At 66.1% G+C, this 23,360-nt stretch carries 21 protein-coding genes; 13 read left to right on the top strand and 8 right to left on the bottom strand.

Annotated elements, in window-relative coordinates; genetic code table 11:
* The coding region (locus VIR09_RS05120) for a shikimate dehydrogenase (RefSeq protein WP_332011896.1) at nucleotides 1-648 on the bottom strand (648 nt) is incomplete at its 3' end.
* A 239-nt stretch (nucleotides 649-887) separates the two neighbouring features.
* On the opposite strand from VIR09_RS05120, the gene VIR09_RS05115 reads away from it, so the two are divergent.
* Nucleotides 888-1,625: an SDR family NAD(P)-dependent oxidoreductase gene (locus VIR09_RS05115; RefSeq protein WP_013396517.1), complete on the top strand. Its 738-nt coding sequence runs from the start codon at nucleotides 888-890 to the stop codon at nucleotides 1,623-1,625.
* Between the two features lie 102 nt (nucleotides 1,626-1,727).
* The gene (locus VIR09_RS05110; RefSeq protein WP_332011895.1) at nucleotides 1,728-2,474 is read left to right on the top strand and encodes a FadR/GntR family transcriptional regulator; all 747 of its coding nucleotides are present in this window, start codon (nucleotides 1,728-1,730) and stop codon (nucleotides 2,472-2,474) included.
* A 41-nt stretch (nucleotides 2,475-2,515) separates the two neighbouring features.
* Here VIR09_RS05110 and VIR09_RS05105 read toward each other — a convergent pair whose 3' ends face one another.
* The 6 genes from VIR09_RS05105 to VIR09_RS05080 form a co-directional block, all read right to left on the bottom strand.
* Entirely contained in the window at nucleotides 2,516-3,853 is a 1,338-nt protein-coding gene (locus tag VIR09_RS05105; protein WP_332011894.1) for an NAD(P)H-dependent oxidoreductase, read from the bottom strand.
* A 71-nt stretch (nucleotides 3,854-3,924) separates the two neighbouring features.
* Entirely contained in the window at nucleotides 3,925-4,485 is a 561-nt protein-coding gene (locus tag VIR09_RS05100; protein ID WP_332011893.1) for a 5'-3'-deoxyribonucleotidase, read from the bottom strand.
* 47 nt (nucleotides 4,486-4,532) lie between these two features.
* A complete protein-coding gene (gene thpR / locus VIR09_RS05095; protein ID WP_332011892.1) occupies nucleotides 4,533-5,063 on the bottom strand; it encodes an RNA 2',3'-cyclic phosphodiesterase in 531 nt (176 codons plus the stop codon).
* A gap of 47 nt (nucleotides 5,064-5,110) precedes the next feature.
* Nucleotides 5,111-5,857, bottom strand: a complete 747-nt coding sequence (gene cheD, locus VIR09_RS05090) for a chemoreceptor glutamine deamidase CheD (protein ID WP_332011891.1) — start codon at nucleotides 5,855-5,857, stop codon at nucleotides 5,111-5,113.
* A 283-nt stretch (nucleotides 5,858-6,140) separates the two neighbouring features.
* Entirely contained in the window at nucleotides 6,141-7,049 is a 909-nt protein-coding gene (locus VIR09_RS05085; protein WP_332011890.1) for an ABC transporter permease, read from the bottom strand.
* A complete protein-coding gene (locus VIR09_RS05080) occupies nucleotides 7,046-7,801 on the bottom strand; it encodes a cell division ATP-binding protein FtsE (RefSeq protein WP_332011889.1) in 756 nt (251 codons plus the stop codon). Before VIR09_RS05080 ends, VIR09_RS05085 begins: the two co-directional genes overlap by 4 nt.
* 289 nt (nucleotides 7,802-8,090) lie before the next feature.
* Here VIR09_RS05080 and VIR09_RS05075 point away from each other — a divergent pair, with 289 nt between their 5' ends.
* The 9 genes from VIR09_RS05075 to VIR09_RS05035 all read left to right on the top strand — a co-directional run bounded on the left by VIR09_RS05075 (nucleotide 8,091) and on the right by VIR09_RS05035 (nucleotide 20,129).
* Nucleotides 8,091-9,107: an amino acid ABC transporter substrate-binding protein gene (locus VIR09_RS05075; protein WP_332011888.1), complete on the top strand. Its 1,017-nt coding sequence runs from the start codon at nucleotides 8,091-8,093 to the stop codon at nucleotides 9,105-9,107.
* A gap of 131 nt (nucleotides 9,108-9,238) precedes the next feature.
* Nucleotides 9,239-10,429 carry an amino acid ABC transporter permease gene (locus VIR09_RS05070; protein ID WP_332011887.1) on the top strand — a complete coding sequence of 397 codons (1,191 nt, stop codon included), beginning with the start codon at nucleotides 9,239-9,241 and terminating at the stop codon, nucleotides 10,427-10,429.
* Nucleotide 10,430: 1 nt separating this feature from the next.
* Nucleotides 10,431-11,531: an amino acid ABC transporter permease gene (locus VIR09_RS05065; protein WP_332011886.1), complete on the top strand. Its 1,101-nt coding sequence runs from the start codon at nucleotides 10,431-10,433 to the stop codon at nucleotides 11,529-11,531.
* Between the two features lie 60 nt (nucleotides 11,532-11,591).
* Nucleotides 11,592-12,332, top strand: coding sequence for an amino acid ABC transporter ATP-binding protein (locus VIR09_RS05060; RefSeq protein ID WP_332011885.1), 741 nt, complete (start codon nucleotides 11,592-11,594; stop codon nucleotides 12,330-12,332).
* A gap of 198 nt (nucleotides 12,333-12,530) precedes the next feature.
* Nucleotides 12,531-14,147 (top strand): acyl-CoA carboxylase subunit beta, encoded by a 1,617-nt coding sequence (locus VIR09_RS05055; protein WP_332011884.1) that lies wholly within the window; start codon nucleotides 12,531-12,533, stop codon nucleotides 14,145-14,147.
* Nucleotides 14,148-14,159: 12 nt separating this feature from the next.
* A complete protein-coding gene (locus tag VIR09_RS05050) occupies nucleotides 14,160-15,329 on the top strand; it encodes an acyl-CoA dehydrogenase family protein (RefSeq protein WP_332011883.1) in 1,170 nt (389 codons plus the stop codon).
* A 16-nt stretch (nucleotides 15,330-15,345) separates the two neighbouring features.
* On the top strand, nucleotides 15,346-17,313 hold the full coding sequence (locus VIR09_RS05045; protein ID WP_332011882.1) for an acetyl-CoA carboxylase biotin carboxylase subunit: 1,968 nt from the start codon (nucleotides 15,346-15,348) through the stop codon (nucleotides 17,311-17,313).
* Nucleotides 17,310-19,124 (top strand): acyclic terpene utilization AtuA family protein, encoded by a 1,815-nt coding sequence (locus VIR09_RS05040; protein ID WP_332011881.1) that lies wholly within the window; start codon nucleotides 17,310-17,312, stop codon nucleotides 19,122-19,124. The genes VIR09_RS05045 and VIR09_RS05040 overlap by 4 nt, the downstream gene beginning before the upstream one ends.
* A gap of 30 nt (nucleotides 19,125-19,154) precedes the next feature.
* A complete protein-coding gene (locus tag VIR09_RS05035) occupies nucleotides 19,155-20,129 on the top strand; it encodes a tripartite tricarboxylate transporter substrate binding protein (protein ID WP_332011880.1) in 975 nt (324 codons plus the stop codon).
* 20 nt (nucleotides 20,130-20,149) lie between these two features.
* Here VIR09_RS05035 and VIR09_RS05030 read toward each other — a convergent pair whose 3' ends face one another.
* On the bottom strand, nucleotides 20,150-20,998 hold the full coding sequence (locus VIR09_RS05030; protein ID WP_013396500.1) for a LysR family transcriptional regulator: 849 nt from the start codon (nucleotides 20,996-20,998) through the stop codon (nucleotides 20,150-20,152).
* A 95-nt stretch (nucleotides 20,999-21,093) separates the two neighbouring features.
* Here VIR09_RS05030 and VIR09_RS05025 point away from each other — a divergent pair, with 95 nt between their 5' ends.
* Both VIR09_RS05025 and VIR09_RS05020 read left to right on the top strand, forming a co-directional pair.
* On the top strand, nucleotides 21,094-22,317 hold the full coding sequence (locus VIR09_RS05025) for a CoA transferase (RefSeq protein WP_332011879.1): 1,224 nt from the start codon (nucleotides 21,094-21,096) through the stop codon (nucleotides 22,315-22,317).
* Nucleotides 22,318-22,330: 13 nt separating this feature from the next.
* Nucleotides 22,331-23,185, top strand: a complete 855-nt coding sequence (locus VIR09_RS05020) for an enoyl-CoA hydratase/isomerase family protein (protein ID WP_332011878.1) — start codon at nucleotides 22,331-22,333, stop codon at nucleotides 23,183-23,185.
* The last annotated feature ends 175 nt before the right edge of the window (nucleotides 23,186-23,360 follow it).

Genomic DNA, 23,360 nt, shown 5'->3' with positions numbered 1-23,360 from the left:
GGTGCCGGCGGCAAGCGCGTCCAGCTGAAAGGGCAGGGGATCGGTGTCTTTCAGGCCCAGCGAGGTCGCGTTGATGGCGATGTCGCAGGCTTCGGGCGCGGCGCTGGCCACGCTGATGGCCAGGCCGGGGTACTGACGGGCGAGATGGGCGGCAAAGGAGACTGCCTTCTCGGCGCTGCGGTTGTACAGGCGCAGGCTGGCAGGACCGGCGTCGGCGATGGCGCAGGCGATGGCCTTGCCCGCGCCGCCCAGGCCGGCCAGGTAGACATGGCGGCCGGCCGGATCGTGGCCCTGGCTGCGCAGTCCGGCGACGAAGCCCAGCCCGTCGAAGTTGCCGCCGGTGAGTACGCCGTCACGCAGGCGCACCGCGTTGACGGCGCCGCTCAACTGGGCGGACGGCGTCAGGGCGTCGCATAGCGCGGCGGCATTTTCCTTGTGGGGCACCGTCACCACGATGCCGCCCAAGTTGGCCAGCCCGCGGATGCCGGCGAACAGGCCGGGCAGGGCGTCGGGGGCCACGTGGAACGGCACCATGACGGCGTCCACGCCGCGCTCGCGCAGCAGGGCATTGAGCCGCTGGGGCGTCTTGACGTGCGCGATCGGGTCTGCCGCTATCGCGAAAACGGTAGTGCTGCCGGTGATTTCCACCTGATTGTCCCCTGCCTGGGTGGCGGCCTGCCGCCATGTCGTTGCCGACTCTCTTGCCTGAAAGCGCCAGTTGCTTTACGCTTTCGAAATAAGTTGTCAGGCAACTTTATTAAGTTGTCCGATAAATCATAGGGCAAGCGTTTTTCCCGTGTCAAGCGGCCGTTTCGGGAGTCCAATCGGAATTCCGGCGGCTGTCGCAAGAACGTTCCAGCCCGCATACGTGTGCTTCAGGAGACAGAATGATTTCGTTCGAAGGAAAGGTCGCCGCCATCACCGGCGCAGGCAACGGCATCGGTCTGGCGACGGCGCGGCTGATGGCGGCGCATGGCGCCAGGCTGGTGCTGACCGACATCGACAATGCGCGCCTGGAAGAAGTGGCGGCCGAGTTGGATCCCAGCGGGCAGCGCGTCTACACGCGGGCGTTGGACGTGTCGGCGTCGGCCGACTGCGAACGCGTGTTTGAAGCCGCAGCCAAGCATTTCGGCGGGCTGGACCATCTGGTGCATTGCGCCGGCATCTACCCTGAGCAGCTGGTCAAGGACACCAGCGACGAGGCCTGGCGCACCCTGATGCGGGTGAACCTGGACGGCACCTTCTATGTGTGCCGCGCCGCCCAGCGCCACTTGCGCCACGATGGCTCCATCGTGCTGCTGACATCGCTGGCGGCGCAGCGCGGCAGCTATGCGCACGCGGCCTATTCCGCGTCCAAGGGCGCGGTGCAGAGCTTCACGCGCAGCCTGGCACTGGAACTGGCGCCGCAGATCCGCGTGAACGCGGTGGCGCCGGGCATCATCGCCACGTCCATGACGCAGGACCTGATCGGGCAGAAGGGTGCGCAACTGTTGGAAAGCACGCCGCTGCGCCGCTATGGCACGGCCGAGGAGATTGCCGGCTCCATCGCTTTCCTGTGCTCGCCGCTGGCCGGTTTCGTCACGGGCGAGGTCATGCAGGTCAACGGCGGCATCTATATCGCGTAAAGTCCCGGGATGGCGCGGCTATCGATGCCGCGGCCGGCCAGGCATTCCCATAAACACGAGGCGGCGCGCCTGCGCGCCGCCTGCACGTTTCAACCATTCGACATGCAGCCCAACCAAGAACAGGATCCGCCGCGCGCCGCGCCCAAGAGTTCGCTTTCGGCGGCGCTGGGCGATGCGTTGGCGGAGCAGATCCGCCAGGGGGCGCTCGCGCCTGGCGATCGCCTGCCCACGGAAAAGCAGCTGACCGAAACCTATTCGGTCAGCCGCGCCGTCGTGCGCGAAGCGCTGGCGCGCCTGAAGTCCGAAGGCCTGATCACGTCGCAGCAAGGCAGCGGTGTGTTTGTCGATCCGAACTTCCAGAAGAATGCGTTCCGCATCGCCGCGCCCACGCCGGGCGACAACCAGGAACTCGAACACATCCTGGAGCTGATGCTGTCGATTGAAGTCACCGCCGCGCGCTACGCCGCGCAGCGCCGCACCGACGCCGACCTGAAGAAGATGCGCCAGGCGCTGGTGGGCATGGAGTACGCGCTGCTCAACGACAAGCTGGGCGACGAAGAGGACTACCAGTTCCACCATGCCATCGTGCTGGCCACCCACAACCCGCATCTGGTGGCCCTGAACGATTACCTGGAAGCCAATGTGCGCCGCGTCATCCGCAGCGCGCGCAACAACACGGCGCGCATGTATGCCGAACGCATGGCTGCGGTGCAGAGCGAGCATCAGGCGATCTTCGCGGCCATAGACGCGGGCGACCCGGATGCGGCCGGCCGTGCCGCCGACCGGCATTTGCGCAACGCCGCGGACCGTCTGCGCCTGTTCCAGGCGGAACGGCCGGCGCCGGTCTAAGACGCCGGGCCGCTCGGGGGGACCCGCAGCGCGGGCAAGCCCTAGGCGAAGGTCTGCTCCATTTCGCGGCGGAACTGCACCGCCGTGGAGCTATTGTCGTATTCCACGTCGCTCCAGCGGATCGCCTGCGATTGCCGCACCGGGTTCTTCAGCTTGACCTGGTGCGACAGGCCCAGCGGCAGATAGCCTTCGTCCACCGAATCGCGCGCCGGCATCAGCCGGCCGTACACCGTATAGCCGCCTTCGCCGTCCAGGATCTGGCCGGCGGGCAGGTCGCGCTTGGCGGTGGCGACGACGTCGCCGTGCCAGCCGGCGGGCGCGCCGGTGGGCTCGCGCCGCAAACCCACGCTGGCCACGCTGATGCCCAGTTCCAGGCCTATCAGGTGGTACGGCTTGTACATGGCGGTGTAGTTGCCGCTGGGGTCCGTGACCAGCCCGTACTCCTTGAAGCAGCGGCGCACGTAGTCGCTGTCGGCGGCCAGGGTCACGTACACGCCCCAGCGCAGGTCGCGGAACACCGGGCGGCCGTCGCGCTCCAGCGAGGAGATCACTTCGACCTGGCCGCGGTGGTGCAGGATGCCGCCGTTTTCGCGCGGACGCAGCACCCGCGCCAGGTCGTCCACGCCGCAGGGCGGGAAGTGCAGGCCGGACGGCGAGGGCAGCAGCCCGGTGGCGTTGGACACCGCGGCCATCTCGATGGCGCTCTTGGTGCCGTCCAGGAAGCTGTTGAACATCTGCGCGTTGAAGTCGCCTGCCGCGACCATCTCGGCGGTGAAGCCGTAATAGGGCCAGACGGTGTCCGGCGTGGACGTATGGAATTCCGGCAGGTACTTGGTGCCCTTGCCCGCGGCCATGACCTCGAAGCCGCTGGCGCGGGCCCAATCCACCATTTCGCAGATCAGGGCCGGCTGGTCGCCGTAGGCCAGCGAATAGACGATGCCGGCTTCGCGCGCGCGCCGCGCCAGCAGCGGGCCGGCGAGCGCGTCGGCCTCGACGTTGACCATGATGATGTGCTTGCCGTATTCGCAGCAGGCCAGCACGTGGCTGATGCCGGCGGCGGCCTGGCCGGTGGCGTCGATGACGATATCGACGTCGGGGCTGGCGATCAGGGCGTGGGGATCGTCGCTGAAGTAGACCTTGCCGTTCTTCAGCGCGTCATTGGTGCTGCTGGCGTTGAGCGCGCTGGCCGGCCAACCGACCCTGGTGAGCGCCGCGCGGGCGCGGTCGGGCGCCAGATCGGCCACGGCAACCAGCCTCATCCCCGGCGTGCGCGGGGCCTGGCTCATGAACATCGCGCCGAACTTTCCGGCGCCCAGCAGTGCAACACGCAAGGGCTTGTGGTCGGCTTCTCGCTGCTTGAGCAAGCGGTACAGATTCATGGTGCAGGCTCCTCCAGGGTGGGGGGTACAGCAACACAGAATAGTCCCAAATTGCGGCAGCTGAACAGGACTCACTCATCTGCCGTATACAGCTCTCCGGCCAGCACGTTGCGCCAGTTCTGCCAGCTGATGCGGGGGCGATCCGACACCTCGCGGTTGTAGGGGGCGTCGAACAGGATGTGCTTCCAGCGCGGCGTCACCGCGCCTTCGATCAGAGGCTTGTCGTCGATCAGCAGATGGCCGTGCACCAGGGTCTTGTCCTTGGTCAGGATCAGCCTGTTGGTGGCTTCGCGCCCCAGGTGTTTTTCCACCCACAGGTATTTTTCCGCGACGCAGTTCTCGAACTGCGACAGGGGCGAGGAGCAGATGCGCACGTCCATGCCCAGCGCCAGCAATTCCTTCACGGCGTCCAGCGCGCCAGGCACCGGCGGCAGGTCGCGGATGAAGCCGGGCGCGGTGTAGATGGCTTCGGCCATGCCGCGCAGCTCGGGCGCGTAATCCTGGCGGATGTAGAAGGACTTGCGGTTCTCGAAGGCCACCGGCGCTATGTCCGGATGGCGCGTGCGCCAGGCGTCGATGAAGGCGTGTTCGAAATCGGCGAGCACGCCGTCTTGGTCCAGCAGGATGATCATGGCGATCCCGGGGGGGTGGCAACCGGCTGATTGTGCCAGAGCGGGTCTCAGGCGTTCTGCGGCCGCGACTGCGCCACGATGCGGTAGCGGCTGCCGCCGGATTGCGATTCCGATGCCACCAGCACCATGCGGTCATAGCGCCAGGGCAGGGGAGCGGGCGCCTCGACGGGCGGGCTGGCGCGTTCGATGTTGCGCAGCAGGGTGACGTGCGGGCGGAAGGGCTGGGGCGGCGCGGCCAGGCCGAAGCCCGACAGCCATAGCCAGAGTTCGTCGTGGGCGGCCTGCAGGCCCGCAGGCGTGTCGCCAGGGCCGGCCCACAGGATGCGCTGGCGGCCAAAGACGCCATAACGGTCCAGGGTCATGTCCTCGGGCGCGAGACGCCGTTCGGGCGTGGCCGCGGCCAGCTCGTCGGCGAGCGCCGCGTCTACCGGTCCCAGGAACGCCAGGGTCAGGTGCAGGGTTTCCGTGCGCATGGCGCGTCCACCGCAATCGGGCCGCGCCTGCTCTGCCCAGGCCGCGAGCTGGGCGGCCAGCGAGGGGGCAGGCCACAGGGCGAAGAACAGGCGGACGGTGGACATGCGCCGATTGTAGGGGCGCATGCGGCGCAATGCGCGTCCGGAGCGGTTCAGTCGCTGGCGGTTTCGGAGCGGCGCAGGCGCGTCAGCGCGGTGTCGAAGCGTTCCACGCCGGGGCGGGCCGGGCGGTCGAAGCGTTCTACGCCAGGCCGGGCCGGGCGGTCGAAACGCTCCACGCCGGGACGGGTGAAGCGCTCGACGCGTTGCGGGCTTTCGGTCTTGGCCTGCACGCTCTGGGCGGCCGCCTGTTCGCGCTTGGCGATGATTTCCTCGGCGCGCTGGTGGTGCGGTGCCATCTTGCGGACCATCACCCGGCCGTCGCGCGGGAAATAATTGATGCGGCGCGCGTGCACGTCGCCCAGGTCCTGCGCCTTGACGGGGATGCCTTCGGTCTTGAGATAGCTCAGCACGAACTGGCCGTTGCGCTCGCCGATGTTCATCTGCTGCATGGCGGACAGCACGGCGCCGCCGCCGAACACCTTGGCTTCGAGCCGGTCGCGCACCGCGCCGGCCTTCAGCAGTTCGTTGATCAGCACTTCCATGGCGAAGGCGCCATAGCGCATGGTGGCCGAGGCGGGCGACTGCATGTCGCCTTCCGGCAACATGAAATGGTTCATGCCGCCCACGCCGGTGACCGGATCATGGATACAGGCGGCGACGCAAGACCCCAGGACGGTCGAGATCATCAGGTCTTCGTTGGTGACGTAGTACTCGTTGGGAAGTACTTTCACCGCCTGACATTGGAACGCGCTGTCGAAATAGTGGCGCGTCGCACGGGCTTCAAGACGGGCGGCCATGGGACTCGATTAAGGGCAAGAACAGCGATTTGGACACGAAGGGGCAGCTCGAGACAGAAATGTATCAAAACATGTAAGAAAATGTCGCTTTATTCTTGCATACTCAAGCTTCCAGCGGGTGAACGGCTGTGTAACCGACGCAGTAATGTGTCCTGTTTTTGCCGTCCGGCCCATGGCCAGCCGCCCGCTGGCAGGCATGCAGGCATCCTACACAGGCGGGCGGAAGCTGTTCCCCGGATCACGGGGAGGAAGGGGCTTTATACGGAGCTTTAGCCGCCGCGCGTCAGAAGCGCGTGCTGCGGGTGACCGACCAGCGCGCCGACAGGGCGCCCAGGGCGGCCGAGGCGATCACCGCGCCGATCAGCACGGATGGGCCGGGCAGGTGCAGGGCGAACTCGGCCCCGTAGCTGCGGGCCAGTCCGACCAAGGCGTCGTTCAGCGGCGACAGCGCGAACGCCGCCACGCCTATGGCCAGAAGCGAGGCCACCGCGCCCGACAGTGCGCCCAGGTACAGGAAGGGGCGCCGCACGAAGGATTCCGTGGCGCCCACCAGCCGGGCCACGCCGATTTCCTCGCGTTGCGAGAGTGCCTGCATGCGTACGGTGTTGAATACGGTCGCCAGCACCACCACCGCCACGCAGGCGGCCAGGAAGCCCAGGCCGATGCGGGCAAAGCGCAGGATGGCCTCCAGGCGCTGCACCCAGGCGCTGTCCAGTTGCACCAGGTCGACGTGGTTCCATTGTTTCCAGGACGTGGCCAGCTTGTCAGCCCGGCCGGCCAGATTGTCGCCGTCGGCCAGCGTCACCACCACTGCGTCCGGCAGCGGGTTGCCCGGCAGCACTGCCAGCGCCTGCTGCCACGCCGGGTTGGCGCGCAGATCCGCCAGAGCGTCCTCGCGGCCCACCACGCGCACGGCGCGGATGTCGTCCTTGTATTCGTCCTGGATGCGCTTGGCCACGTCCGCGGCGGCGCCCGAGGGGGCGTCCACGCGCATGAAGACGGTGACTTCGGGGGTGACCGACATCTGGCGGGCCACCGGCTGGACCGAGACCAGGATGGCGCTGCCCAGCAGCGGCAAAGCCAGGGCCAGGGCCATGACCAGCAGGTTGGCCAGGGACGAGAACGGTTGCTTGATCAGGCGGCGCAGGGTGACCAGGAGCGCGTAGCGGTGCTGCCGCAGCCAGGCGTTCATGCGGACTCTCCCGGGTAGGCCCGGCCGGGCGCGGCGCCCGATTGCCCGATGCCGGCTTGGCCTGCGCCTGTCTCAGGCTGGGCCGTTCCGGCGCCCTGGGAGTCGGCGAACTTGCCCGGGTCGATGCGCAAGGTGCGGGTGGCGTAGCGCGCCATGAGGTCCTGGTCATGCGAGGCGATCAGCGTGGTTACGCCGACGCGGTTGAAGTCGCGGAACACATTCATGATGCGCTGCGCGTTGTCGTGGTCGAGGTTGGCGGTGGGCTCGTCAGCAATCAGGATGGCGGGCCGGTTCACGATGGCCCGCGCGATCGCCAGGCGCTGCTGCTCGCCGCCGGACAGCTCGATCGGATTCAGGTCTTCCTTGCCAGACAGCCCCACCTTGTCCAGGGCGGCGCGGGCGCGCGCCGCGGCCGAGTTCCAGGCGTGGCCCGTGACCGCCAGCGGCAGCATGACATTTTCGAACGCTGTTCGATCGAACAGCAGGTGAGTGTCCTGCAGGATCACGCCCACGGCGCGGCGCAGGTACGGCCGGGCGCGGGCGGGCAGCTTGTCCAGCCGCTGGCCGTTGACCTGGATGGACCCCCGGCTGGCGGGCTCCAGCCCGCCGATCAGCTTGAGCAAAGTGGACTTGCCGGCGCCGGACGGCCCGGATACGAAAACGAACTCTCCCGCGCTCACGCGGAAGTTGATGTCGGCCAGGATATTGCGGCCGCGACCATATGATTTGAATACGTGCTGGAATTCGATCATGGCGGCTGTCAGATGAAGCCGCAATAGTAACTCGGGGACACTAAGGTGGCCTAAACCGCCTGGAGGAGGCGCGGATAAATCTTTACGCGCAAGGCGTCCGGCAGCGTTTGTCCCGGCTCAAAGAGTGTCCCTTTTTTGCCAGGAAACAGCGTTTCATTTCATCCAGTGTCCCTATATTTCAAGGGAATTCCCGGATGCGCTGTGAGCGGCGCGGACGCTACCATCCGCCCCATACGTGGACCCAACCCGGCCTGCGTGCGACTTCGCTTTATCCCACACGGAGAACACGATGAAAGTACTGAAACTCGCTGCTGTCGGCGCTGCCCTGTTTGCTGCATCCGCGGCCGCCAATGCGGGCGCAACCTTCGATAACGTCAAGAAAAAAGGGTTTGTCCAGTGCGGGGTTTCGACGGGCATTCCGGGGTTCTCCATCGCTGACAGCAAGGGCGAATACAAGGGCATCGACGTGGACCTGTGCCGCGCCATCGCCTCGACCATGTTCGGCGACGCCACCAAGGTCAAGTTCACCCCGCTGAACACGCAGCAGCGCTTCACCGCCCTGCAATCCGGCGAAGTGGACGTCCTCACCCGCAACACCACTGTCACGCTGACGCGCGACACGACGCTGGGCCTGATCGGCGTGGGCGTGAACTACTACGACAGCCAGGGCGTCATGGTCTCCAAGGACCTGAACGTCAAGAGCGCCAAGGAACTCAACGGCGCCACGATCTGCGTGCAGCCCGGCACCACGACCGAGCTGAACCTGGCCGACTGGTTCCGCGGCCAGAAGATCGAATTCAAGCCGGTCGTGATCGACAAGTACGACGAAATCATCCGCGCCTTCTCGGCGGGCCGCTGCGACGCCTTCACCACCGACAAGTCGCAACTGGCCTCCACCCGCACCACGCTCGAGAACCCGGACAAGTTCGTGATCCTGCCGGAAGACTTCTCCAAGGAGCCGCTGGGCCCCATGGTCCGCCAGGGCGACGAGCAATGGTTCAACATCGTGCGCTGGTCGCTCAACGCCATGCTCGAAGCCGAGGAATACGGCATCACCAAGGCCAACGTCGACGAAATGGCGAAGAGCCCCAATCCCAACATCCAGCGCATCCTGGGCGTGACCCCGGGCATGGGCAAGAACCTGGGCGTGGATGACAAGTGGGCCTACAACATCATCAAGAACGTGGGCAACTACGGTGAAAGCTTCGAAAGCACGCTGGGCAAGAGCAGTGCGATGAAGCTGGAACGCGGCTTGAACGCTTCCTACAAGAATGGTGGCTTGATGTACGGCTGGCCGGTGCGCTAACACACGGCTGCCTGGAAAAACGGAGCCCGGCGCTCCGTTTTTCCTCTCCCGCCTGCGGGCGGGTGGCAGGAGTGGGTGGCGCGCCCTAGCCGGCTTCGCCGCCCGGTATTCCGACTTCTGTAGATTCACTCATGAATACTCCCAATAAAAGCGCGCCTGCATCGGCCCCCCCCCGGCGTCTGAACTGGAACGATCCCGGCGTACGCTCCGTGGTCTACCAGGTGCTGGCGCTGGCCGCGGTGGCCTGGGCCGTGTGGTTCCTGGTTTCAAACACGCTGCATAACCTGTCCGTGCGCAATATCGCCACGGGCTTCGGTTTCCTGCAACGCGAGGCCGGCTTCGCCATCGGCGAAACGCCCATCGCCTACACACCCTCTGACACCTATGGCCGCGCCATCCTGGTCGGCCTGCTCAACACGCTGCGCGTGGCCGTCATCGGCATCGTGCTGGCGACGATTCTCGGCACGCTCATCGGCATCGGCCGCCTGTCCAAGAACTGGCTGGTCGCCAAGATCACGTCGGTCTACGTCGAAGTGATGCGCAACGTGCCGCTGCTGCTGCAGCTGTTCTTCTGGTACGCGCTGATCACGGAAAACATGCCGGGTCCGCGCCAGGCGCACAATCCGCTGCCAGGCGTCTTCATCTCCAACCGCGGCCTGAAGGTCCCCGGGCTGGAGGGCAATTCGCTGGACTGGATGTTGGGCGGACTGGGCCTGGCCATCGTTGCAATCATCTTCCTGGGCCACTGGGGCAAGAAACGCCAGGAGGCGACCGGCCGGGTGTTCCCGCTGGGCCGCGCCGCCATCGGCCTGCTCATCGGCCTGCCCATCATCGGCTGGCTGGCCAGCGGCGCTTCGCTGACCCTGGACATGCCGGTACTCAAGGGCTTCAACTTCTCGGGCGGCCTGACCTTGTCGCCGGAGTTTGCCGCCTTGATGGCGGGGCTGGTGGTCTACACCTCGGCCTTCATCGCCGAAGTGGTGCGCTCGGGTATCCAGGCGGTCAACAGCGGCCAATGGGAAGCAGCCGGCTCGCTGGGCCTGCGCCGCAAGCAGGTGCTGCGCCTGGTGGTGCTGCCGCAGGCGCTGCGTGTGATCATCCCGCCGATGACCAGCCAGTACCTGAACCTGACCAAGAACAGTTCGCTGGCTGTGGCCATCGGCTACCCCGACATCGTGTCGGTGGTGAACACCACGCTGAACCAGACCGGCCAAGCCATCGAAGGCATTCTCATCATCATGGGCGCCTACCTCACGGTCAGCCTGTCGATCTCGATATTCATGAACTGGTACAACAAGCGCATCGCGCTGGTGGAGCGTTGATATGAGCAGCACTACGCATATCCCCGCCGAAGGGCTGCCGCCGCCCAGCACGCACGTGGGTCCCTGGGCCTGGATCAAGTCGCGCCTGTTCTCGTCGCCGCTGAACATCCTCATTACGGTACTGGTGGCCTGGTTCCTGCTGATGGCGGTGCCGGCGCTGGTGGAATGGGCCTTCATCAAGGCGAACTTCTCCGCGACCAACGCGCAGGAGTGCCGCGCTTCCGGCGGCGCCTGCTGGGCCTTCATCATCGAGAAGCACCGGCTGATCCTGTTCGGCACCTATCCGTTCGACGAGCAATGGCGTCCGCTGATCGCGACCGTCATCCTGGTGGCGGTGATCGTCTGCAGCGGCATCCGCCGCTTCTGGAACTGGAAGCTCGCTGTCATCTGGACCGTGGGCCTGACGGCCGTGGCGCTCCTGATGTGGGGCGGCGTGTTCGGCCTGACCTACGTGGAAAACGCGCGCTGGGGCGGCCTGCCCCTGACGCTGATCCTGTCCACGTTCGGCATCGCCTTCGCTTTCCCCATCGGCGTGCTGCTGGCCCTGGGCCGGCGCTCCAAGATGCCGGCCATCAAGGCGCTGTGTGTCGTGTACATCGAGCTGATCCGCGGCGTGCCGCTGATCAGCCTGCTGTTCATGTCCTCGGTGATGCTGCCGCTGTTCCTGCCGGAAGGCTTCTCCATCGACAAGCTGTTGCGCGCGCAGATCGCGATCATCATGTTCGCGGCGGCGTATATCGCCGAAACCGTGCGCGGCGGCTTGCAGGCGATTCCCAAGGGCCAGTACGAGGGCGCGGATTCGCTGGGCCTGAACTACTGGCAGCAGATGCGCAAGATCATCTTGCCGCAGGCGCTGAAGATCGTCATTCCGCCGCTGGTCAGCATCTTCATCGCGCTGTTCAAGGACACCTCGCTGGTGGTGATCATCGGCATCTTCGACCTGACGCTGGCGGCCAAGGCGGCCTTGTCCGACGCGGCATGGCGCGGATTCGGCGTGGAGGCGTACCTGTTCATTTCGCTCATCTACTTCGTCTTCTGCTTCTCCATGTCCAAATACAGTCAGGCGCTGGAAAAACGCCTGGCCACGGGACACGCACGCTAGAACTTTGCAGCGCGTCCGCCTTGGGCGGGCGCGCACCGCGATACTTACGGGAGTACAGGCATGTCTGATGCCATCATTCAACTGCAGGACGTGAACAAGTGGTACGGGCAGTTCCACGTGCTGCGCAACATCAACCTGGACGTCGCGCCGGGTGAACGCATCGTGGTGTGCGGGCCGTCGGGCTCGGGCAAGTCCACCATGATCCGCTGCATCAACCGCCTGGAAGAGCACCAGAAGGGTCACATCATCGTGGACGGCACGGAGCTCACCAACGACCTCAAGCACATCGAGACCATCCGCAAGGACGTCGGCATGGTGTTCCAGCATTTCAACCTGTTCCCGCACCTGACGGTGCTGGAGAACCTGACGCTGGGCCCCATGTGGGTGCTGAAGAAGCCGCGCGCCGAAGCCGAGGCCACGGCCATGAAGTACCTGGAGCGTGTGCGCATTCCGGACCAGGCCAAGAAATTCCCCGGCCAGCTGTCGGGCGGCCAGCAGCAGCGCGTGGCGATCGCGCGTTCGCTGTGCATGAGCCCCAAGATCATGCTGTTCGATGAGCCGACTTCCGCGCTGGACCCGGAAATGGTCAAGGAAGTGCTGGACGTGATGGTCACGCTGGCCCAGGAAAGCGGCATGACCATGATCTGCGTGACCCACGAAATGGGCTTCGCGCGCAAGGTCGCCAACCGCGTCATCTTCATGGACCGCGGCGAGATCATCGAGCAGAACAGCCCTGACGAGTTCTTCGACCATCCGCAGAACGAGCGCACCAAGCTGTTCCTGAGCCAGATCCTGCACTGACTGCCGCTTGATTTTCCGAGAACCCGCCACCGATGTGGCGGGTTTTTTTTGCGCCGCCGCGGGCGCCGATACTTAAATGATTCTAATGTGTCCGCGGACGAGTTCTTGATTGTGCGGGCGCGTCGGGTACCCCATCATAGGTTCACGCGTCGGGTTTGCCGGACGCTCCCCGGAACCCGACATAAGGCGCTCGCAACCATGGCCGATCTGGAATCCCGCCTCGACAGGCAATCTCCCGCCTATCAGCGCAACCGCGAACAGATGCTGACGCTGCTTTCGGAGTTGGCGCAGCTGGAGCAGCGGGCGGCGGACCGGTCGGCCCAGGCGGCGCCCGCATTCCGCAAGCGCGGCAAGTTGCTGCCGCGGGAGCGCCTGGCGGCGCTGATCGATCCTGGCAGTCCGTTCCTGGAACTGATGAAGCTGGCCGGCTATTGCGGCATCGAGGATCCGGATCCCGCCACCAGCGTGCCCGGCGCCGCCATCATCGCGGGCGTGGGGGTAGTGTGCGGCGTGCGCTGCATGATCGTTATCAATGACGCCGGCATCAGCGCCGGCGCCATGCAGGCCATGACGGCCCAGAAGGTCATGCGCTGCCAGGAGATCGCGCTGGCCAATCGCCTGCCTTTCATCCAGCTGGTGGAGAGCGCAGGCGGGAATCTGAAAAAGTACCGGGCGGAACGCTTCGTCCATGGCGGCGGCATGTTCTACAACCTGGCGAAATTATCCGCGGCGGGAATTCCGGTGGTCTCCCTGGTGCATGGGTCGTCCACCGCGGGCGGGGCATATCTGCCGGGTCTTTCCGACTACGTCGTGATGGTACGCAATCAGGCGCATGCCTTCCTGGCCGGTCCAGCCCTGTTGCAAGCCGCCACGGGAGAGATCGCGACCGAAGAGGAACTGGGCGGGGCGGCGATGCATGCGGCGGTATCGGGGCTTGCCGATTACGTCGCCGAAAACGACCGCGAGGCCATCCTGCAGGTGCGCGACATCGTGAGCGCCTTCGGCTGGGCCGAGCGGGAAAGCACGGAAGCCGGCGCGCCTCCCTTGCACGACATCCAGGATCTGCTGGGCATCATGCCTGCCGACTACCGGATGCCGGTCGACATGCGAGAGGTCATTGCGCGGCTGGTCGATGGATCTGATTTCCACGAATTCAAGCGTGACTACGGCGTGGCCACGGTTTGCGGCTACGCGGCGCTGCGCGGCACGCCGATAGGCCTGCTCACCAACAATGGCCCTCTCGATACGGCAGGCTCGACCAAGGCCGCGCAGTTCATCCAGCTCTGCTCGCAACTGGGGCGGCCCATCGTGTTCCTGCAAAACATCACGGGCTTCGTGGTGGGCCGGGCGCACGAGGAGGCAGGGATGATCAAGCATGGCGCCAAGCTCATCCAGGCGCTGTCCAACGCTGACGTGCCGCGCCTGACCATACTGTGCGGCGCGTCCTTCGGCGCCGGCAACTACGGCATGTGCGGCCGCGCGTTCAAGCCGGACTTCCTGTTTTCGTGGCCGAACGCCAGGACCGCAGTGATGGGGGGCGAGCAGGCCGCCATGACCATGCGGCGCGTCGCGGAAAACAGCGCCAGGCGGGCGGGTGCCGAACCCGATCACGCCGGCCTGGACGCGGAAAGCCAGGAAATCGTGCGGACATTCGAGTTGCAGTCTTCCGCCGTGCATACCAGCAGCTTGCTGCTGGACGACGGCGTGATAGATCCGCGCTCCACCCGGGAAGTGCTGGAAGTAGCGCTGGCCGCATGCACGCGGTCGGCAAAACGCGACCTTCATCCGATCCAGTTCGGCGTCGCAAGATTCTAACGAGGAGATTCCATGTTTACCCATGAGCACATCGCGCTGCAGGATGGCGTACGCCAGTTGATCGGGCGGGAGATCAATCCCTACCTGGATCAATGGGAGGAAGAGCAGATATTTCCTGCCCATGAGGTCTTCAAGAAGCTGGGCCGGGCGGGCTTTCTGGGAGTAAACAAGCCCACGGAGTTCGGTGGCATGGGCCTGGATTATTCCTATGAAATCGCATTCTGCGAGGCTATCGGTTCGGTGCGCGCCGGCGGCGTAGGCATGGCCATCGCGGTGCAGACCGACATGGCCACGCCGGCCCTGGCGCGCTTCGGCAACGATGCCGTGCGCGAACAGTTCCTGCGGCCCTCCATCGTCGGGGATTACGTGGCTTGCCTGGGCATATCCGAAACCGGGGCTGGGTCGGACGTGGCTTCGCTGAAGACGACCGCCCGCAAGGATGGCGACGACTACGTCATCAACGGTTCCAAGATGTGGATAACCAATGCTACCCAGGCCGACTGGATGTGTTTGCTGGCCAACACCAGCGACGACAAGCCGCACCGGAACAAGTCGCTGATCTGTCTTCCGCTGAAGCAGGATAACGGCAAGCCGGTGCCGGGCGTCACGATGAACAAGATCAAGAAAGTGGGCATGTGGTCCTCGGATACCGCGCAGGTTTTCTTCGATGAAGTGCGCGTGCCGCAGCGCTACCGCATCGGGGAGGAAGGCATGGGCTTTACCTACCAGATGCGCCAATTCCAGGAAGAGCGCCTCAGCGGCGCGACCCGTCGCGTCACGGCCCTGGGCGATGTGATCAACGACACCATCGACTACACGCGCCAGCGCCTGGTCTTCGGTAAACCGCTGCTGGACAACCAGGCGGTGCATTTCCGGCTGGCGGAGCTGAAGACGGAAGTCGAGATGCTGCGCGCCATGGTCTACCGCGCGGCCCGGGTGCATATGGACGGCGGCGACATGACGGAGCTGGCATCCATGGCCAAGCTCAAGGCGGGGCGCCTGTGCCGCGAGGTCACGGATTCGTGCCTGCAGTACTGGGGAGGCATGGGCTTCACCTGGGAAAACGCGGTGTCGCGCGCCTGGCGCGACCTGCGCCTGATTTCCATCGGCGGCGGCGCCGACGAGATCATGCTCACCATCATCTGCAAGCACATGGGCATCCTGCCCGCACGCGCGGCGTGACGCCGCAAAGGTGGACATGATGAGATTCGATACCTTGCTGGTGGCCAACCGTGGCGAGATCGCGTTGCGCGTGATCCGCGCGGCGCGCGCCCTGGGCTTGCGCACGGTCGCGGTGTACTCGGATGCGGACGCGGAATCGCGCCATGTGCGTGAAGCCGATATGGCGGTGCACATCGGCGCCGCGCCGGCTCAGGCGAGCTATCGCAATGTGGACGCCATTCTGCGCGCCTGCGGCGCCAGCGGCGCGCAGGCGGTGCATCCTGGTTACGGGTTTCTTTCAGAGAACGCCGACTTTGCCCGCGCGGTGACGCAAGCGGGGCTGACTTTCGTGGGGCCTTCGGCCGAGGTAATCGCCCTGATGGGCAACAAGGCTCGCGCCAAGGAAGCGCTGCAGCACGCCGACGTGCCGACGGTGCCGGGTGCGCAAGGCATCGCGGATGACCGTGAACTGTCGGCGCGGGCGCGCGCCATCGGCTACCCGGTCTTGCTGAAGGCCGCGGCAGGCGGGGGCGGTCGGGGCATGCGGTTGGCGCAGGACGACGCCGATCTGGCGCAGGCGCTGCCGCTGGCCCGCTCGGAAGCGCTGGGCGCCTTCGGTTCGGATGAACTGATCCTCGAAAAGGCGATCCAGGCGGCGCGCCACGTCGAGATCCAGGTGCTGTGCGATGAACACGGCAACACCGTGCATCTGGGCGAGCGCGACTGTTCGCTGCAACGGCGCTATCAGAAGCTGGTCGAGGAAAGCCCATCGCCCGCGGTGTCGCCGGCGCTGCGCGCACGCATGGGCGCCGTGGCGGTGCGCGCCTGTCAGGCGATCGGCTACGTCGGCGCAGGCACGCTGGAGTTCCTGCTGGACGCCCAGGGCAATTTCTACTTCATGGAGATGAATACCCGGCTGCAGGTAGAGCATGGCGTGACCGAGCTGGTTACTGGCATCGATCTGGTGCAGTGGCAACTGAGGGTGGCTCAGGGCGAAATGCTGGATTTCCGGCAGGAGGACGTGCGCAGCCACGGCCATGCGATGGAGTTGAGGGTCTGCGCGGAAGATCCGGCCGCCGGGTTTATGCCGCAGGTCGGTTCGGTGCTCAGGTGGATCGAGCCCCCTGGCCTGCGCGTCGACACCGCGCTCGAGGACGGTCTGGAGGTCACGCCGTATTACGACTCCATGTTGGCCAAGTACCTGGTGTGGGGCGCAACGCGGGACGAGTGCATCGGCAAGCTGACGCGGGCCTGCGAAACCGGGGGCTTGCTGGGAGTCCGTTCGAACCTGCATTTCCTGGCGCGGGCGATCAACCATCCGGATTTTCGCGACGGCGGCGTGGCGACGACCTTCGTGGGCGGCCAGGACATGGCGTCGGCGTATTGGCGGGCGGAACCCTCGGCGCATGCGCTGGCCGCCGCGACGCTGGTGTTGGTCGATTGGCCCGCGGGAGGCGCCCGGCCTGGCCTGGCCGCGGCCGGTGAAGTGGCCCTGGACGATACCTCGGACGGCAACTCGCGCTTGCTGCGCATTGCGCAGCAAGCGGACGGCGGCCTGTCGGTCCGGGCTTGGGAAGGACATGTAGCCGAGGGCGAATGCAGAGAGATCAGGATCGACGCCTTGCATCGCCGCGATGGCGAAATGGCCTTGGTCCTGGGCGGCCTGCGCCGGAGCCTGCGGGTGGCCAAGGATACGGCGGCCGCCGTGTGGGTGCAGGACGGCGCCAGCGTTTGGCGTTTCGTGCGCGCCACGCGCTTTGCCGGCCGCGAGGACCAGCGGGACGGGCACGTCCGGCTGTTGCGCGCGCCAATGAGCGGCAGGGTGATCAGTGTCGGCGTCCGCGACGGAGACAGCGTGACGGCGCAGCAGACGGTGCTGGTGCTGGAGTCCATGAAGATGGAAATGTCTATCGCGGCAGGCGGTGCGGGCGTGGTGGCAAAGCTGGCCGTCGCTGCCGGAGATCAGGTCAGCACTGGGCAGGCATTGATGGAGGTGCAGCCATGAACGCGAACGACAGCGAGAGCCGTACGCGGCGGCGCAAAGAGCCCGTGCATATCGGATGCGCATCGGGATTCTGGGGGGATTCCCAGATTGCGATTCCACAGCTGCTAACGGCCGGCAAGCTGGATTACATCGTTTTCGACTATCTGGCGGAAACGACGATGTCGATCCTGCAACGGGCACGCATGCGCAACCCCGAGCTGGGCTACGCCACTGACTTCGTCAGCGTATTGCGCCCGCATTTGCAGAGCTTGCTGGCGCGCGGGGTGCGGCTGGTATCGAACGCCGGCGGCTTGAACCCGCAGGCTTGCCGCGACGCCATTCTGGCCTTCGCCCGCGAGCAGGGGCTGGCGCCGCGCATCGCCGTGGTCACCGGCGACGACGTGGCCGAACTGCAGGCGGAATTCACCGACGCGCAGGGCCGGCCCCTGCCTGGCCTGGACGGTTTTGGGCCACTGTTGTCGGCCAATGCCTATCTCGGCGCCTATCCCATCGTCCAGGCGCTGGCCCAGGACGCCGATATCGTGATTACGGGGCGCGCGGTGGACAGCGCCAGCGTGCTCGGCATAGCGATACATGAGTTCGATTGGACCTACTCGGACTATGACCGCCTGGCGCAGGCCAGCCTGGCCGGCCACCTGATCGAATGCGGTCCGCAGGCCACCGGCGGCCTCTTCACGGACTGGGAGGCGGTGCCGGATTGGGCGAACATAGGCTATCCGATCGTGGCGCTGGATCCGGAGGGCGGGTTCGATCTGACCAAGCCGCCAGCGACCGGGGGCCTGGTCAGCCGGGCCACGGTGGCCGAACAGCTGCTGTACGAGATCGGCGATCCCGCCGCGTACGAGCTTCCTGACGTGGTCTGCGACCTGCGGCAGGTGTCCATCCGCGAGACGGGACCGGACCGGGTGCGCGTGGAGGACGCACGCGGACGGGCGCCGTCCACGCGCTACAAGATCACGGCCACCGGGCACGCCGGCTATCAGATCGGCATCATGATGGCGATCCGGGGCCCGCGGGCGCGCGCCAAGGCCTTGCGCACCGCGGAGGAATTGCTGCGGCGCACGCGCAAACTGCTGGCGTTGCACGGCTTGCCCGATTACGCCTCAACCGTGGTTGAGCTGCTTGGGGCCGAGGCCATGTATGGCGGCAATGCGCGAGCGAGCGATAGCCGCGAGGTGATCCTGCGCATCGCTGCCGCGCATACCGAACGCAAGGGTCTGGAGTTCCTGCAGAAGGAGTCTGCTTCGGCCGGGACGTCGATGGGACCGGGCACGCGCAGCCACTTCGGCGGCCGTGCCGATATCCAGGCCATCATCAAGACGGGATCGTTCTACATCGCCAAGCAGTGCGTGCCGATCTGGCTCCATTGCGGCGACGTCCATGCCGAGGTCGCCGTGCCCGAGAACGGCGAGGACGGCCCCTTCCCGCAGCCTGGCCTTGCCCACCCTGTACCCGCTGCCGTCGCAAGCCCGGAGGGTGTTTTGCGGGTGCCGTTGGCGAGGCTGGCCTACGCCCGTAGCGGCGACAAGGGGGACGACTCGAACATAGGCGTGATTGCGCGCTCCGAGGCCTACTGGCCGGTGTTGTTGCGCGAGCTGACCCCCGAGCGGGTGCGCGAGTATTTCAGCCATCTGGTGCAGGGCGAGGTGCTGCGTTTCGAGCTGCCGGGAACGGGTGCAGTCAATTTCGTGCTGCGGCGCGCGCTGGGCGGTGGAGGTTCGTCCAGTCTGCGCTCGGACCCCTTGGGCAAGTCGTACGCCCAGATGCTGCTGGACCTGGAAATTCCTTGTCCCGGCGAAATCCTGCGATAGCGGGAGTGAAAGGATGGGAGGAGACTACAAATGGAACAGACCCGCAGGGCATTCATGCAATTGGCCGGGGCCGGCGCTTTGCTGGCGGTGTGCGGCGCAGGCCGCGCGCAGCCGCTGGACAAGACCGTCCATGTGACCGCGGCGTATGGCGCAGGCGGCGCGACCGACACCATCATCCGCTATGTGGCGGACCGGATCCGGGACAAGGTAGGAAGCCCGATCATCATCGAAAACCGTCCGGGGGCCGACGGCAATATCGCGGCCGAGTACGTGCTGCGGCAGTCCGGCGACGGCTACAACTTGCTGGTGTCCGGACCGTCCACGCATGCGGCCAACGCCAGCATCTACAAGTCGCTGTCCTACGATCCGGAACGTGACTTCACTCCACTCACCACGCTGGCGACCGCGCCGTACTTCCTGGTGGTCAATCCGCAGCGGGTGCGGGCTGAAACCCTGCCGGCGTTCGTCGCCGCCGCGCGCGACGCCCAATCGAGCCTGAGCTTCGCCAGCGCAAACGTGGGTGGACGCATCGCGGGCGAGCGCTTTCGCGCGATGTCCGGCATCAAGGCGGTGAACATTCCGTACCGCGCCAGCACGCAGGCCATGACGGATCTGTTGGGCGGCCAGTACGACTTTTATTTCTGTGATGCGGTGACCGCTACGCCGCAGATGCGCGCCGGCAAGATCCGCGCCCTGGCGGTGTCCACCGCGGCACGGGTGCCCGCGTTCCCGGACGTGCCGACCGTGGCGGAACTTGGCTACGCCGGCTTTGACGTGTCGTCGTGGATTGCGATCTGGGCCGCGGCCTCCACGCCGCCGGAGGTTTCCAGGCGGCTGGCGGAATGGATCAATGGGGCGCTCGACAATCCGGAGGGACGGCAGTTCCTCACGGACCGGGGCTTGTTGCCGCAGCCTGGCTCACCCGAGATCCTGCGCGCGATCCAGCGTCGCGACACGGTGGAGTGGGGCAAGGTGATCGTGGCGGCGGGCATGCGGCAGCCCTAGCGGATGCAGGCGGGCGGCGATCAGGGCGGGATGAAGAGTTCGCTGAGCTTGCGGGCGCCGTCCGGGCAGTCGCCGGCGCGCATGTAGAGATGGTAGCTGGCGGAGGGCAGCACGGGCAGACCGAGCTCTTCCCCGACGACCTTGAGGCCCGGCGTGAGCATTTCGATGGTGCGCGGCGTGATGCCCAGGCCGGCCCGCAAGGCGGCGCGCACGCCGGCCAGCGTGGGCGTCTGGAACGCGTTGCGCCAAGGGCGGTTTTCCTGCTCCAGGCGATTCAGCGCCATGCGCCGGAAGACGCAGGGCGAATCTACCAGCACCAGAGGCAAGGGGTGATTCTGTTGATGATGAAAATGTGTGCCGGATATCCACACCACAGGCGAGGTCCGGAACGTGATGCGGGGGAACTCGTCGAACTGTTCGAGTTCGAGCAGGAGGTCGATGTCGCCGCGCCGCAGCGCCGAAGCCAGCCAGCGGCTGCGATTGACCTGAATCTCGATACGCATGCCGGGATAGGTACGCGCGCACAGCGCCAGATAGTCGGGCAGGATGGTATCGACGGCATCGGCGCAGACGCCGATGCGGGTGGGGGCCGCGAAGACACTCTGATTCATGGCGCGGCAGGTTTCGTCATTGAGCGCCAACATGCGGCGCGCGTACTCGCGCAGGCGCACGCCCTCTTCGGTGAGGCGCTTGTGCCGACCGACCCGCACCAGCAATTTGCAGTCCAGCAGCCGCTCGAGCCGCTGCATCTGTTGCGAGACCGCGGCCTGGGTGCGGAAGACCTGGTCGGCCGCGCCCGCGAAGTTCTCGCGGTCGGCCACCGCAAGAAAGGTCCTGAGCAAGCCTATGTCCAGATCGCGCACCACCATGAAGTTTCCTTGTGTGCCAGCGTACTCCGGCGATTATCCGGGCGCGCGGGTGCCGGGCACAAGTCCAGCCTTTCCCCAAGTCCATGGAGATTGCCGTGAATTCCGTCATCGATCCGAACCCATTGCACAAAGTGTATGAAGGCCTGCGCGTACTCGATCTGTCGCAAGGCATCGCAGGGCCTTATTGCGCGCAGATACTGGGCCAGATGGGCGCGCGGGTGACGAAGGTCGAGCCGTTCCATGGCGATTGGGGCCGCAGCATGGGCGTGCCGCGCGCAGGCTTCAGCGCCATCGCGCTGGCTTTCAACCGCGGCAAGCGCAGTGTTGCCCTGGACGCGCAGACCGACGCTGGGCGGGATGTGCTGCACAGGCTGGCGGCGCGCGCCGACGTCGTGGTGCAGAGCTTCCGTCCCGGTGTGGCGGATCGCCTGGGCGTGGGCTACGCAACGCTGCGCGACATCAATCCGCGGCTGATCTACGCGTCCATCTCGGGCTTCGGCCTATCCGGTCCTTACGTAGATCGTCCCGGCACGGATTCCGTCGTACAGGCGCTCACGGGGCTGACCACCGCGAATTGCGACGGCGCGGGGCTGCCTCAGCGGGTCAAGCCATTTGTCGGCGATCTGTCCTGCGGCGTCTATACCGCCAACGCGATCGGTGGCGCCCTGTTCGCACGGGAGCGCGGGCAGGGTGGGACGCATATCGACGTCAGTCTGCTGGCCACCATGGCGGCGTTGCAGAACAGTTCATTGATCGATCATGCCTTGCGCGGCGGGGAGCCGGCCACCAGCGTGACATATCCGCAAGGGATTTTCAGTACGGCAGACGGCTATGTGCTGGTGTTTGCGATGAACAACGCGATGTTCGCCGCGATCTGCCGGGTGATCGGGCGGGATGATTGGCTGAAGGACCCGCGCATGGATACGCCGCAGCATCGCATTCAGGTCGGGGACGAGATAAACGCCGGCGTGGCGCAGGCCTTGCGCCTGCGTTCCACTGCCTACTGGACGCAAAGTTTCCGCGAAAACGACATCTTGTATGGCGAGGTCAAGGACTACGACCAGTTCCAGGACGATGAACAGGTACGGCATCTGGGCCTGGTCCAGACGCTCAGCCAGCCGGGACTGGGCGGCGTGCCATTTGTCGGCCTGCCGGGTGTGCGTCCGGGCGCTGGCGCGGCTGATGATCGGGTGCCGGCGGTGGGCGAGGACACGCACGCGGTGCTGCGGGAGCTGGAATACTCAGCCGCGGACATCGCGGCCCTGGCGCAAGACGGAATCATTCAACAGGCGGCGGCCCCGGCCGTCGCGACGTATTGAAGGAGCGGCAAACATGAATCTGGCGCAATCTGGCGTAGCGACTGGCTCGCCGCTGCTGACTCGGCGGGACGGGGCTATTTTCCACATGGTTCTCAATCGGCCCGAGGCCCGCAATCCGCTGGGAGCCGAAATGGTCGAACGGCTGGAGGACGCGTTGAGTCAGGCCGAAGACGACGCGGCGATCAGGGTCGTGGCGGTGAGCGCCGCAGGCCCGGCATTCAGCGCCGGGGGCAACCTGGGCAATATTGCGGATCGGATCGCGGCAAGCCTCGACGCCGATGGCCGGGACCCGATCGCCGCAGGGAATCGCCGCTACGGGCGTTTCCTGGAGCGGTTCGCGGGCAGTTCCAAGATCACCGTGGCGCTGGCGCAGGGAGCCGCCATGGGAGGCGGCGCCGGCCTGGTCTGCGCCGCCGATCTGGCGGTCGGCATGCGCGATGCGCGTTTCGGCTTTCCGGAAGTATCGATCGGCCTGGTGCCGGCGCAGATCCTGCCTTTCGTCGCAGCCCGCGTCGGCCTGCAGGCGGCCCGCAGGATGATGTTGACCGGGGACCGCATAGACGCCGATGCGGCGCGCTCGATCGGCTTGCTGGACTATGTGTTCGACGCTGGGCAGAGCTGGGATGAAGGCATCGCGCAGTTGCTGCGGCGTTGCGTGGACGCCGCTCCGCGCGCTGCCGGGCAGACCAAGCGCATGCTGCGGGACCTGTTCGGCCAGCAGCGCTGGCACGAAGAGGAGCTGGGCGCCTATCTGGACACGGCGTCGCAGCACTTCGCCAGGCAATTGCGTACCGAGGCGGTCGAGGGCGTTGCGGCGGCCAAGGCAAGGCGGCGCCCGGACTGGGACGCGGCCCCGCCTGTCGGTTAGTAGGTGGTAGCGCTTTGTTACTTACTTGCCCGGCTGCGGTATGCTACGGACCGCGATCAATCCCAAGCGAGGAGAACAAATCATGACCCAGACCCCCCGCAGCGCCGTGCGCCGCGCCCTGTTGCAAGGCGCCGTGGCGCTGGCCGCCACGCTGCCTTTCGGCGCGCCCGCGCTG

It is taken from the genome of Achromobacter sp. (assembly GCF_036567245.1).
Classification (GTDB): domain Bacteria; phylum Pseudomonadota; class Gammaproteobacteria; order Burkholderiales; family Burkholderiaceae_B; genus Achromobacter.
Note: the sequence above shows the minus strand (reverse complement) of the source record. Positions and strands in the feature narration are given on the sequence as shown.